This is a genomic window from Roseibium sp. RKSG952, from assembly GCF_009711355.1.
Window position 1 is genome coordinate 39,131 of the sequence record NZ_SMMF01000910.1, and the last position, 13,490, is coordinate 52,620.

Consider the following 13,490-nt stretch of genomic DNA (forward strand, 5'->3'; position numbering starts at 1 on the left):
CATGCCTTCTTCTGATGCCTTTGCGGATCTTGCAAAACTGCCGGCAGTCCCGGCTGCCAGGATTCTTGCGCAAGCCAATGCGGTTTTGCAGACGCCACTTGCGTTGCCGGTCAGCGCGCCGGTCACCGAAGTGCTTGCGGCCCTCGATGAACACTCGGCACTAGTCGATATGCTGATGGTGCTGGCCCACGCCCTTCCAGCGCGCGAAGCGACATGGTTGGCCTGCCTTGCCGCCCGGGACATGGTGCCTGAGGGACAAGCGCTTCCACCGGCGCTGAAAGCCGCCGAACGATGGGTCTATCAGCCCGGTGAAGAGACCCGTGCGGGCGCACGCGCAGCATTGGATGCCGTAAGCAACGAAGACGAAACGGAGCTTTGCGCCATGGCGGCTGCGTTTTCGAACGGCACACTCGGCCCCGGCGAACTGGAAGACTTCGAAGCGCCTCCCGGTGCGGTCGGCACGGCCGTCTTCGGCATGTTGCTGAAGTCGCTGTTTCACGACGACGACAAGGCGGACCGCCAAGGGCAGGTGCTTCTGGCACGCGCACTCGATATTGCGCGCGGCGGCAACGGCAATGTCCCGCCGTCGCCCGTAAAAACCGGCATAAAGGCGAATGAGGAGGGCCTGCAATGACGCTTCCCGCTGCCCGGGTGGGCGACAATCATGTCTGTCCCATGGTCACGGGTGTCATTCCGCATGTGGGCGGGCCAATTGTCATGCCTGTTCCGACCGTCCTGATCGGCAAGATGCCTGCGGCAACGGCAGGGGCCATGGCAGTCTGCGTCGGCCCGCCGGATGTCGTTGCAAAGGGGTCGGCCAAGGTCCTGACCGGGAAAAAGCCGCAGGCCCGCATGGGCGACAGTTGCGCCCATGGCGGAGCAATCGTCATGGGTTGCATGACCGTTCTGGTCGGGGGGTGATTACATGAGGCTTGTTCTGCATTTGCTCAGCTCCGGATCTCTGCCGGGTGGTTTGTCTTGCATCCAGATGCAAGACGGTGCGCTGACCATCGGCCGGGGCGAGGAAAACGATCTTTCTCTGCCTGATCCCGACCGGGTGCTTTCAAAGCGCCATTGCGCGGTGGAAGAACGCAATGGCGACTATGTTTTGATCGACGTCAGCACCAACGGGACATTCCTGAATTATGGTCTGGAGCGGATCGGGGAGTTTCCGGCGCCCCTGAATGATGGCGATGTGATCCTCGTGGGGGCTTACGAGCTCAAGGTGGAGATCTCAGCCGGGCAGAGCCAACAGGTTTCGTTTGATCCCCTGCCACCGGCACAGAACAGCTTGCTTTTGCCTGAACCCGAAGCAGCGGCCGGTCCCCCTGCCGATTTCGGCGATCCTCTCGACGGCAGCAACGAACCCTGGGACCCGTTTCTGGATGACCCTCTGGCGCCTGCGGTTCCGTCTTCGGATCGCGCGATCCGCCATGATCCGGATTTTCTGGATGATCCGCTCGATGTGCCGGAGGCTCCTTCCGACCCGTTTCTGACCGGTGGACCCTTTGCGGACGGCCCATTTGATGTGCCGGGCCCGCGCTCGGTCGCCGACCATAATCCGGCGGTACAGGACCACTTCAAAACGCCCTCTGTGCGCAGACCGTTGATCCCGGATGACTGGGACGACCTTGTTCCGGATGCAAGGCCCGTGATTGAGCGCGCGCCCGAACCGGCACCGGCGTTAAGGCCAACGCCTGCTCCGGCAGCTCCCCCCGAGCCGCACAGAGGTGATTTGCGGGAGGCACCGCATTCTTCTGCAATAGCGTCTGAACCTTTTGCGGGCCAACAGGGCACCAAGGGGAATGACGCGGCGCTTGCATTTCTGGCGGCAGCCGGCGCGGCACACCTGACCATTCCGCCGGAAGAACTGGAAGAAACCATGGCGCGTCTTGGCCGTGTCTTTGCTGCATTGATTTCGGGCATGCGGGAAATCCTGCTCGCGCGCGCCTCGATCAAGAGCGAAATGCGCATGACGAGCACGATGATCAGTTCCGACGGGAACAACCCGTTGAAGTTTTCCGTCAGCCCGCAACACGCGGTTGAGGCAATGATCCGTCCGTCGGTCGCGGGGTATCTGCCGGCCGAATCCGCGGCCGAGGAAGCGCTCAGGGATATCCGGGCGCATGAAATCGCGATGATGTCGGGCATGGAAGCCGCACTCAAGGACTTGCTCCACCGCCTGAGCCCGGACCAGCTCTCCGGCCGGATTGCAAACGGACCGGTCCTGGGATCGTTCCTCGGCGGCAAAAAGGCAAAATACTGGGAAGCCTACGAACAGATGTTCTCTCAAATCGCGAGAGAAACGGAAGACAACTTTCAGTCCACCTTCGGCCGGGAATTCGCACGCGCCTATCAGGACCAAATTCAGAAGCTTTGAAGGACCAGACACATGGCATTCAAATCCGCATATGCGGCCGTCATCGGGCTGCTTGTGCTGACCGGTTGCGTCTCGACCAGCCCGTCGCCGACCACCGTGGACCTTGCGATCACCGGCAGCGCCAACATGAACGGCGGAGCACCTGCCAAGGTCAAGGTCTACTATCTCGCATCGACGGCCGAGTTCGGCTCTGCCGACTTCTTCACGCTGTTCAACACGCCCGAAGCAGCCCTTGGCGGCAGTCTTGTTGCGATGGACGAATTCCAGCTCGCGCCGGGCCGGACGGTCACCGGCATCCGGTCCGTCAACGGAACGCCAACGGCGGTCGGCGTCGTTGCCGCGTTTCGTGACATTGACAATGCCCGGTTCAAATCCGTCCGCAGTCTCAAGCCGAATGCTGCCAACCGGGTTCGTGTAACCGTGTTGGGCAATTCCGTGTCTGTTCAATAAGGCCTGTCCGGGCAGAGGAGTTAAGTGAGCGTGTCCTGGGATAACAAGGTCGTCTGGCAGGAAGGATTGTTCCTGCAGCCACACCATTTTCAGCAGCAAGACCGGTATGTTGAATCTCTGGTCTCCGGGGTGGCGGCGACGGTCGTGCCATATGCCTGGGGCTTGCGGGAACTGACACTCGATGAGGAACTGCTCAAGCTCGGCAAGATAGCGCTGAAAAGTTGTGCGGGCTTCACTCCGGACGGCATAAACTTCAGGATACCGGGCAAGGAAGATCATCCGGTTGCGCTCGACGTTCCGAAAAACGTCAAGAATGCGGTGGTTTATCTGGTGATCCCGATCCGCCGCCAGGCTGCGGTCGAAGTGGATTTGCGCGGTGAACCTCAATCAGCGGCCCGGTATACGGTTGAAGAGATCGAGATCACCGACACGATGGGCCTTGATCGGCGTGCCGTTCAGATGGCGGTCGGCAAACTGAGAATTCAGTTTGCCCTCGACCTGGATGATCTCGACGATCACATGATCATTCCCGTCGCACGGATTATCGAGGTGCGGCAGGACCGGGAGGTCGTCCTTGATCGTGCATTTATCGCCTCATGCACCGATGTTCGCGCCGCGCCGCCGCTACACGGGTTCCTGCGTGAACTGGAGGGCCTGCTTGGCCACCGTGCCGAGGCTCTGGCCGGGCGGCTGAATCAGAGTGGAAGCGCCAAGGGTGTTGCGGAGATTTCCGATTTCCTGCTTCTGATTTCCGTCAACCGGGCCTTGCCGTCGATCCGGCATCTGCTGGCGATTGAAAATGCCCATCCGCATGCTGTCTACCAGACGCTTGTGAGCCTGGCTGGTGAGCTGGCGACCTTCATGACGCCCGAAAAGCTCTCGCCGCAATTCCCCGACTATTGCCATGGCGATCTGACCAATCTGTTTCAGCCCCTGTTCCGGACGCTGCGCCAGATGTTGAGCTCGGTTCTGGAGCAGAATGCGGTTTCGATTCCCATAGAACCGCGCAAATATGGCGTGTCGGTCGCGATGATCAGCGACAAGCGCCTGCTGTCCTCGTCAACCTTTGTGCTGGCAACCAAAGCGGCGGTTCCGGCCGAAAGTGTGCGCCGTCATTTCCCGACACAGGCGAAGATGGGGCCGGTCGAAGAGATCCGGCAGCTGGTCAACTCGGCTCTGCCCGGGATTGGCCTGCGTCCTCTGCCGGTCGCTCCCCGTCAGGTCCCGTACCACGCGGACGTGGTTTATTTCGAGCTCGACACCGGCAGCCCCTACTGGAAGCAGCTGACCACTTCCGGCGGTCTTGCAGTCCATGTTTCGGGTGAGTTTCCCGACCTTGAAATGGAGTTATGGGCAATCCGCTGAGAGCCCGGCCCAGGAGCGAGCCATGAACCGCGACGATCCTTTTGCAGAGCCGTTTGATACGGAAAAAACCGTCATCCGCCCCAATCCGGGCGGCCGCCGGTCAGCCATGCCCCCGGCGATGCCCCCACCGCCCGGAGCTCAATCCGGACATGCGCCCGGCGGTCCTGTGCCGCCACAACATCCGGGACCGGCTGCCGCGTCCGGCAATCCCGGGCCGGGCGCACCGGCTCCGGCCGCAGCCCCCCCGGCGCATATCCGCCAAGGCGGCGCGGTACCGTTAAGTTCGGCCAACACAGGCATGAACCCGCTCAATGCGGCCGCTTCGCCGCTGTTTTCCCTCGTTGCGCGGATCCGCAACCGGGCACAGCATGCCGACCCGGCGGCCTTGCGTGAAAGCGTTGTCGCGGAGATCAGGGCCTTTGGCACCGCCGCGCAGCATGCGGCCATCCCGGTGCAAACTGTCCGGATAGCGCGGTACGCCATCTGCGCCACCATTGATGATGTCGTGCTCAATACGCCCTGGGGCGGGAACAGCATCTGGACGCAGCAAAGCATGGTCGGCACGTTTCACAAGGAAACCTACGGCGGCGACAGGCTTTACGACATCCTGTCACGGCTTGAAAAGTCACCGGCCGAGAACAGGGATCTGCTTGAATTTCTCTATGTTTGCCTGAGCCTCGGTTTTGAGGGGCGCTTGCGCGTGGCGGACCGGGGTTCTGAAAAACACTTTTCTATCCGCGAGGGGTTGGTGCGCCTCATCCGGACTTACCGGGGGCCGGCCGATCCGTCCCTGTCTCCGCATTGGAAAGGGACAGATATCGGGCAGCAGGTTCGTTCCATATGGACGCCCGTCTGGATTTACGGAGGTGCGGCGCTGGCTGGCATGTCCCTCGTTTTCTTCACACTATCCGTTCTTCTGAGCGCAGACACACGCCAGTTGAGCACCAAGATTGCGGCCCTCGATTTTCAGGGACCCATCACCCTTGACCGGCCAGCACCTCCGCCGCCACCGCCGCCGCCTGCACCCGAAGAGGTGAAGACGATTGAGGCCGTGTCTTCGTTTCTTGAGCCTGAAATCAGGGCCGGTTTGGTGAGTGTGGCGACCGAGGGCAACACGTTGACTGTGCAAATCGCGGGCGAAGCCATGTTCGCCTCTGCGTCCGATCAGCTCGCGGGCGCCTATGAGGGCATCGTCGACCGGGTGGCACGTGCCCTGAACGACGAGGCTGGCCGGATCATTGTGGCCGGTCATTCCGATAATGTGCCGATCAATACCGCCCGGTTTCCCTCCAACCTTCAGCTCTCTCTGGCGCGGGCGAAGGCTGTTATGGCACGCATTTCGAGCACACTTGCAGATCCGGCACGCATCAGTGCGGAAGGCCGCGCCGACAAGGAGCCGATTGCCTCCAATGATACGCCGGAAGGCAGGGCCCGGAACCGCCGCATCGAAGTCATTCTAGTCAAGGCAGGTTGAACCGTGTTGCGCAAATTCCAGTCACAAGCCGGGAATCCGATCTTACTCCTGACCCTGTTCAGTCTGGTTCTGGGGGCGACGCTGTTCTATCTCGGCCCGCTTCTGGCCGTTGGAAGCCTGCGTCCCTTTGATCCGCTGTCCAACCGGTTGATCGCGGTGGGAGCTATTGCTGCGGCAACCGTCATCACCATTTTGCTCATCCTCCTGCGCCGCCACCGGCGGGAGCGTGAGTTGACAGAAACGATCACGGCACAACCGGCGGCAAAAGACCGGACCGGTGAAACGGTTACCGCCGAACTTGCAGAACTGCGCAAGCGCATGACCGAAGCGCTCGGGGTCTTGCGCCACAAGGGCTTGCGTGGACGCCTCGGCATGCGCCACCTTTATCAGCTTCCCTGGTACATCATCATCGGGCCACCGGGTGCGGGCAAGACGACCGCGATTGTCAATTCCGGCTTGCATTTTCCGCTGGCGGATCGCATGGGCAAGAACGCCATCAAAGGTGTCGGCGGCACCCGGAACTGTGACTGGTGGTTTACCGACGAAGCGGTTTTGCTGGACACGGCCGGGCGCTACACCACTCAGGACAGCAACCGCGACGCCGATGCCGGAGCATGGTCCGGCTTTCTGGACATGCTCAAGAAACATCGGCGCAGACAACCGGTCAACGGCGCGATCATTGCCATCAGCCTCTCTGATCTCTCCGTGCAGGACGAGGAAACGCGCCGTGATCATGCCACGGCCATCCGCACGCGGCTGCACGAATTGCGGGAACGGCTCGGGCTCAGGTTTCCGGTCTATATCCTGTTCACGAAAGCGGATCTGATCGCCGGGTTTCAGCAGTTTTTCGACAATCTCGGAGCCGTGGAGCGTGAACAGGTCTGGGGGGTTACGTTTCCCCACGACCGGAAAGAGCAAGCCGCAGCGCCGATGGAGAGCTTCAACAACGAGTTTGATGTTCTGCTCGCGCAGCTTTCCAATCTTGGTCTTGAGCGGATGCAGGCGGAGACAGACTATCAGCGCCGCAGCCTGATTGCCGGCTTTCCGGCCCAGATGGCCTCCTTGCGGGATGTCGCGGGTGCGTTCCTGACAGATATCTTCCGGGAAAGCCGGTACGAGGATAACCAGCTTCTGCGCGGGGTCTATTTCACGTCCGGGACCCAGGAAGGCACGCCGATCGACCGCTTGATGACGGGCATGTCGCAAACCTTCGGGATTGGCCGGCAAGCGATCGGGTCAGGACAGGGCAGGGGCCGCAGTTATTTTCTGACGCGCCTGATGAACGGTGTGATCTTCCGCGAAGCCGGGCTGGTCTCTGCCGACGACAAGCTGGAGCGCCGCCACCGCTGGGTCAGGCGTGGTCTTGCTGCGGCCTGCGTGATCAGCCTGATCGGGTCGGTGACCCTGTGGGGCAGCAGCTTTTTGGGCAACCGGGACCTGATCGCCGCGGCGGGCAACCAACTGAACACGTTTGAACTGCTTTCAAGGGAGATCCCCCGCAGTCCGATTGCGGATGCAGACTTGCCACCGGTTGTCCCGGCCTTGAACAGGCTTCGTGATCTGCCGGGCAATCCGGCTGCCAGCGATCCAAAGGTGCCGGTCAAACTCACCTTTGGTCTTTATCAGGGGGATGCCATCGGCACTGAATCGGCGCAGGCCTATCGCGGCGCCCTCAATGCGATGCTGCTGCCGCGGCTTTTGTTCCGGCTTGAGGACCAGATCCAGAACAACATGAACAACAAGGAGTTTCTGTTCGAGGCCTTGAAGGTCTATCTCATGCTGGGTCTGCAAGGTCCGATGGACGCCCGAACCGTTGAACATTGGATGCGCGCCGACTGGGCCCTGTCATTCCCGGAGGATGATACCTTGCGGGCAGATCTCGCAGGCCATCTCGAGGAGCTTGTCAATCAGCCGATGCGCGAGATTGCGCTGAATGGTCCGCTTCTGGATCAGGTGCGCGCCTTGCTGGCGGAAACACCGCTCGCCGAGCGGATTTATCAGGGCATCGTCAAGGCCCCGGGCGCTCGTGCTCTCCAGCCGTTCCTGATCACGACTGCAGGTGGTCCGGCTGTTTCGCGGGTGATGCTGCGCGCTTCGGGGCAACCGCTGAGTGCGGGTATTGACGGGGTCTATACCCATGACGGGTTTCATGACTACTTCCTGCCGCAACTTCGCACAGTGGAAGACCGTGTCAGGTTTCAGAACCTGGTATTGGGGCCGCGGGCCGTCGATGTGAACCCGCAGGTCCTCGAGCGGCTGGAACGTGATGTGCTCGCTCTCTACGAGAACGATTTCGTAACGCAGTACGATGAACTGCTCGGCGATGTCGACATCATCCCGATGGAAGGGCCGGGGCAGGCCGCGCAGGTGGTGAATGTCTTGTCCGGCCCGGCGTCGCCGATACGGAACATACTTGAATTGGTTGCGAGGGAAACCAGACTGACAGTCTTGCCCGGACAGCAGCAGGTCGCACAAAATGCGTCTTCTGCGGCTGCGGATTTGGCGCGCAGCGAGGTGATCTCTTCACTTGATGCTCAGGAGCAGGCGGTATTTGACGCCCTCAGCTCCGCTGTCAGTGGCGGTGGCGGCACCGCAGAACCTGAGCGCCCTGGCAGGTTTGTCGAAGAGCGGTTTGCAGCCCTTCATGACGCTGTTGATGGAATTGATGGGACGACCTCCCGGATGGACGACGTTTTGCAGCGCATGACCCGCGTGTTTGATGCGCTGAACCGGATTTCGCTCGGGCAGAATTCCGGATCGGGGATTGCCGGACAAGGACAGACTGCCGTTCAGGAGCTTCAGGTCACACTCACACAGCTTCCCAATCCCTTGCAGCGCTGGGCCGCGCAAGTGGTGGCGGCCTCTTCAGGTGCGGCTGCCGGCGGTGTGCGTTCGGAACTCAATGCCAAGTGGAAGGCGGACGTGCTTCCCTTTTGCAAACGTGCTCTGAAGGACCGTTACCCGTTTGTTCGGCAAGCGAAGGCGGATGTCGCCTTGCAGGATTTCGGACGGCTGTTTGCGCCGGACGGCCTGATCGACAGCTTTTTCAAGAACAACCTTGCGCGGTTTGTCGATACATCCACCAATCCCTGGCGGGCCAAACGGGTGAACGGAGCGGATATCGGGATTTCCAATGCTGTCATCGCCCAGTTCCAGAAGGCCTCGGAGATCCGGGACAGCTTTTTTCTGTCACCGGGCTTGCCGTCCATCACCTTTGACATCAAGCCGGTTGCGCTTGATCCGAATGTCGAACAGGCAATCCTGGAAATCGAGGGTCAGCCGGTCACGTATGCCCATGGACCGCCGGAAGTAACGCCTCTGACCTGGCCGGGACAAAACAGCGGACGGACACGCGTTGCCTTCACGCCCGCCCGGCTGGATGTCAACAACAGCATTCAACGGGAGGGACCCTGGTCCTTGTTCCGGTTGCTCGATACGGCCGAGGTGCGCCGCACAAACGTGTCGGATCGCAACCGCGTGATCTTCAATCTGGGGGGGCGGATTGCAATCTATCAGTTGCGCACGGGTTCGGCACTGAATCCCTTCACCAACGCTGCCCTCAACAGTTTTACCTGCCCGGGGTCGCTTTGATGCCATCCCGGACGTGGATTGGCTGGTATGGCAAACTGCCGTTTCTCGGTGACTTTACCCGCTCTGGCCTTTCACCGCGTTTCATAGCGGCGTGGGACGGCTGGATGCAGGATCTTTTCTGCGCGGGCCGCTTGGCGCTGGGCGCACGGTGGCAGGCCTGTTATCTGACTGCGCCGATCTGGCGGTTTGCGCTTCCGGGCGGGGTCTGCGGTCCGGAACCGGTGGCAGGCATTGTCATGCCCAGTGTCGATCGTGTCGGGCGGATGTTTCCGCTTTGTCTTGTCTTTGAAACACCACTTTGTTCAACTTTTGTTCTTAGTGCATTGGCTCCGGTTTTTGAGGGCCTGGAGCAGGCCGCACTGGATGCGCTTGAGGATGGTGCCACGTTGACATGGCTGGAAAACACACTGGCCGGAGTGTCCGGTCAGATCTCTGTTTTGGAAACTCCCGGTCTTCTTTCCGATTTTGCCAGCGTGCCGGGTGATCCTGAGGCGAGGCTGCCTGCGCGGTCTGCGGCCAGTGAACCATTCAGCTACTGGACGAGCACCCATGAGGGCAGGACCCGCCAGATAACGGCTGCCAGAATGCCGTCGGGTCCGGAATTGGCCAACGCATTTTTCGACAAGGATGCTCCGGTCTGGAGCACAACCGACCAGATTCTTCAGAGATACCGAAATGACGCAATCCGAAAGTGTTGACCAAAGGCGTTTTGGCGCGCTGACCCATATCGGGCATGTGCGGCAGGTGAATGAGGATTCCATCCTCTGCCGCCCGGATCTCGGGCTGTGGGTGGTGGCCGACGGTATGGGGGGACATGCGGGCGGTGATTTTGCCAGCCGGACCGTAGTCGCTGCCCTTGACCGGTTGCCGCGGGATCTGGAACCGTCCGATGTGATGCGTGAGGCTAGAAAGGCGCTGCAAGAGGCTCACGAGAGCATCCAGTCTGAAGCGGCCAGACGGCAATCGGGCGTCATCGGGTCGACCGTGGTCCTGGTGGTTTTGTCTGAACAGCATTTCATGTGCCTTTGGGCTGGCGACAGCCGCCTCTATCGTCTGCGGAACGGTGTTCTGGAGATGATCAGCTTAGACCATTCCATCGTCGGCGAGTTTGTCGAACAAGGCTATATCACCTGGGATCAGGCGAAAAACTATCCGAACTCCAACCAGATCACCCGCGCGGTCGGCGTCGGCGACATGCTTGAAATCGACAAGCGCCGGGGAGACATCCGGCAAGGGGACCGGTTCCTGCTCTGCAGTGACGGATTGAGCGAATATCTGACCAGTGCCGAGCTTCAGGCCCATCTTGAAAATGGAGATGTCGAGCAGGTTCCGGACCGGCTCTTGTCGATTGCACTGGAAGGCGGCGGCGCGGACAACATCTCGATCATTGCAATCGAGGTGTGACCCATGCCCTGTTTCTGCACTGTTCCGGCGGACACTCTCCGAAACCGCTTCATTCCCGGCATCATGCCGATCTTTCCGGTGCCGCCCGCACTCAGACTGGCGGCGGCAATTCCGGCCCTTGAAGAGCGCCTCGACATGCAGATCGAGACAGGCATGAACCCGGTGGTCTTGCCTAACCTGGATTTCGGCGGCGGCCCGATGATCCAGATGGCGATGACGCTGTCGATGATGGCGGGAAATTTCACCCTTGATGATATTCCGCAATTGCAGGCCGAACTGGAACAGGTCTCCAACAGCATCGTGAGCAATGTCTGGCCTCGGCTCGGCTGGCTCACACAGCTGAAACTCCAGCCCTTGATCAACTATGCGATCATTGCCCGGCTGGTGATTGATCTGGAGGACATGGGACTGGATCCGCTGGAGATGCAGGCACCTCCGCCGACGAGCATGGTCAACAGTTTCAGTTTTGCACTTCGGCCGCCGCAGCTGAAAATGGCGCGGCTGTTGGGTGGCTTGCCGCCGCTGATGCAGATGAACGAAGCGTTGAACCTGCCGCCGCTCGGGGATCCCGGGGCCTTGTCGGTGCTTCAAAACCGGCTGCAGGGGCTCGCGAGCTTGACCCCGCCGAGCCTTGTCATTCCGTTTCCGATCCTGACCAAGCTGGCCCTTGCACTTGAATCCCTGATGACCATCGAAGAAGCATTCGATGACGCTTTCTCGCCCCAGACGTTGCGCCGGATCGATGCGATGCTGTCGGTCTGGTCAGGATTTCACATCCCGATCCCCTTGGCCGCGTTGGCCTTGAGGGAAAAGCTCGACCTTTTGCCTCCCATGGAGGACATCAGGCTGGGCGAGCAGATCGCCGGAGGGCCGGGAATTGTACCACTGCTTCAATTCTCGCCGCCGAAACTGGCGATCGCCCCTTTCATGAACGTTCTCCTTGCTCTTCAGGGATCCATGCAGATGGCGCTCGACATGGAACCGTTCGACATGTGCAGCATGTGCAGCTGCTAGCGGCAGAGCCGGGCCGCGAGAGCGGACCACACATCCGTGCGGCCGGTCAGACTTCCGGTCCGAACCTTTTTCCCGGCCGCAGGTACTCAGCAATAACGGCAGACGGCTGGTGTGTGACCCAATCGGGTTGCGTGCCGGACACTGCCATCCTTTGCGCGGCGTCTCCGCCGGTTTTCCGGCCGGAGATCCGTATTCTACCGGCGCCAGCCGCTAGCGGTGAAAGTGAGTGCGATCACATGAGGTCCCTGTCCGTATTCCTGCTGGCCTTCTCGATCGTGGCCGCGCCTGTGGTCTGGCACTTGTCGAGACAGCTGTTCATGCCGCTGCCGCCGGTTCCTGTTTTCGATACCGGCGATATTGAAGCAGAAGTCTCTCAGCTGCGCGCGCAGGTGGGTGATTTGCGCAAACGGGTCGATGCGCTGGATGCACGGATGTCCTTGGGGCTAATAAGCAGTGCGGCAACCGACACGCCGCAACCGAGGAATCCAGGCGCTTCTGACAGTTTGAAGGACTCTTTTGCCCAGGTCGTTCTGATTGCTGACCGCCGGTCAGCCAATGATGGCCTGTCGTTCGCCTCTCCATCCTTCCTGCAGCAGTTGATCGGGCTCCCGCGCAAGGGACTGACCGATGACTGCCAGCCGGCCACAAATCCCAGGCTCAAGGAGCTTCTGCTGACCGAGGATGTCGGGCCGATCAATGCCCGGATGCTCAAGCCCGCCCTGATCTCGCTGCGTCAGGTATTCGCCAATGTGCAAGTGTTCGAGCCGGAGCTTTATGCCCGCATCAAAAGCGCTGGCTCGCTGTGTGTCCGCCGTATCCGCGGCTCGATCGGCTCCGCGTCCGCCCATGCCTACGGACTTGCGGTCGACATTAATATCGATGGCGTTCTCGACACACTCGCAGATGGGAAGACGCAGCTTGGCCTGATCCTGCTTGCCGATTTCTTCAAGAAGGAAGGCTGGATCTGGGGCGCGGGCTTCAGCCGCGAAGACTCCATGCACTTCGAAGTGAGCCGGGAAAAACTCGAACAGTGGCGGCGGCTCGGAGAGATCTGAGTGCCCGTTCCCCGTCACGGGATCGTTCCGGGACAGTCAGCTTCCGGCGGTCCGCCTGACACATCTTCAACCATCCCCCAACCAAAAGGAGACATCCGTTGATCCGGATCGGAAATAAAACTTACCCGAATTCACTCAGCAGTATTCTGGCAGATTCCAAGCTTGCACCGGTTTTTGAACAATTTGCAAAAAAAGCAATTATTGAAGAAAACCTCAATTTTTATCGAGACTCATCCCGGTCTCTTGATTCCAGGTATCTCTACAAGACATACATCGCCGAAGGTGCCGAAGAGCAAATCAACATCACCTCAGACAAGCTGGCGACGGCGAAAAGGCTGGCAGACGCGAACGATTGGACATCGGATGACTGGGCGAGGCTGATCGATGCCTGCCGGGTAGAAGTCAATCGTTTGCTCACGGATCATAACCTCTCCAAAGCCGGGGATTCATCATTCTGGAAGTCGGACATATTTTGGGCCCACCATGAAAGCACCGGCGGACAGCGCGGTGACGCGTCGGTGGAGGTTGACGATGCACCCGGGGGCCGTGCCCTTTGGAACGGGGATCAGGCCGCCTACGCTCTTGGTTTGAACCATCCCGCGCTTCTGCAGGCTTTTTTGAACGCTTACCGGAGCCAGGGCCTCAACAACAAGACCCTGGCGGCCATGCAGGCCTATTTGTCCAAGGAGGGCAAGTCGTGGAAACCGCTGGAGTTCATCAAGCTCCTCTGACCTGCCCCTTTTTTCAGGGCCACTCG

The 13,490-nt window shown here is 60.3% G+C and carries 12 protein-coding genes; all 12 read left to right on the forward strand.

The features are described 5' to 3' along the window. Position 1: 1 nt before the first annotated feature. The gene (locus E1297_RS18625; RefSeq protein ID WP_155140982.1) at positions 2-634 is read left to right on the forward strand and encodes a hypothetical protein; all 633 of its coding nucleotides are present in this window, start codon (positions 2-4) and stop codon (positions 632-634) included. After that, positions 631-921, forward strand: coding sequence for a PAAR domain-containing protein (locus E1297_RS18630; protein ID WP_155140984.1), 291 nt, complete (start codon positions 631-633; stop codon positions 919-921). The genes E1297_RS18625 and E1297_RS18630 overlap by 4 nt, the downstream gene beginning before the upstream one ends. Before the next feature lie 4 nt (positions 922-925). After that, entirely contained in the window at positions 926-2,380 is a 1,455-nt protein-coding gene (gene tagH / locus E1297_RS18635) for a type VI secretion system-associated FHA domain protein TagH (protein ID WP_155140986.1), read from the forward strand. A gap of 12 nt (positions 2,381-2,392) precedes the next feature. Further along, complete coding sequence (gene tssJ, locus E1297_RS18640) at positions 2,393-2,830, forward strand: type VI secretion system lipoprotein TssJ (protein ID WP_155140988.1); 438 nt, start codon at positions 2,393-2,395, stop codon at positions 2,828-2,830. A gap of 30 nt (positions 2,831-2,860) precedes the next feature. Beyond that, positions 2,861-4,195, forward strand: coding sequence for a type VI secretion system baseplate subunit TssK (gene tssK / locus E1297_RS18645; RefSeq protein ID WP_209015850.1), 1,335 nt, complete (start codon positions 2,861-2,863; stop codon positions 4,193-4,195). Between the two features lie 22 nt (positions 4,196-4,217). Continuing rightward, on the forward strand, positions 4,218-5,669 hold the full coding sequence (tssL, locus tag E1297_RS18650) for a type VI secretion system protein TssL, long form (RefSeq protein WP_155140990.1): 1,452 nt from the start codon (positions 4,218-4,220) through the stop codon (positions 5,667-5,669). A 3-nt stretch (positions 5,670-5,672) separates the two neighbouring features. Beyond that, entirely contained in the window at positions 5,673-9,260 is a 3,588-nt protein-coding gene (gene tssM / locus E1297_RS18655; protein WP_209015851.1) for a type VI secretion system membrane subunit TssM, read from the forward strand. Beyond that, positions 9,260-9,958, forward strand: coding sequence for a type VI secretion system-associated protein TagF (tagF, locus tag E1297_RS18660; protein WP_155140992.1), 699 nt, complete (start codon positions 9,260-9,262; stop codon positions 9,956-9,958). Before tssM ends, tagF begins: the two co-directional genes overlap by 1 nt. Continuing rightward, positions 9,936-10,664 (forward strand): PP2C family serine/threonine-protein phosphatase, encoded by a 729-nt coding sequence (locus E1297_RS18665; RefSeq protein ID WP_155140995.1) that lies wholly within the window; start codon positions 9,936-9,938, stop codon positions 10,662-10,664. The genes tagF and E1297_RS18665 overlap by 23 nt, the downstream gene beginning before the upstream one ends. Positions 10,665-10,667: 3 nt before the next feature. After that, positions 10,668-11,678 (forward strand): hypothetical protein, encoded by a 1,011-nt coding sequence (locus E1297_RS18670; protein WP_155140997.1) that lies wholly within the window; start codon positions 10,668-10,670, stop codon positions 11,676-11,678. 236 nt (positions 11,679-11,914) lie between these two features. Then, positions 11,915-12,733, forward strand: a complete 819-nt coding sequence (locus E1297_RS18675) for a M15 family metallopeptidase (protein ID WP_155140999.1) — start codon at positions 11,915-11,917, stop codon at positions 12,731-12,733. A gap of 98 nt (positions 12,734-12,831) precedes the next feature. Further along, positions 12,832-13,464 carry a hypothetical protein gene (locus E1297_RS18680; protein ID WP_155141001.1) on the forward strand — a complete coding sequence of 211 codons (633 nt, stop codon included), beginning with the start codon at positions 12,832-12,834 and terminating at the stop codon, positions 13,462-13,464. Positions 13,465-13,490 lie beyond the last annotated feature (26 nt).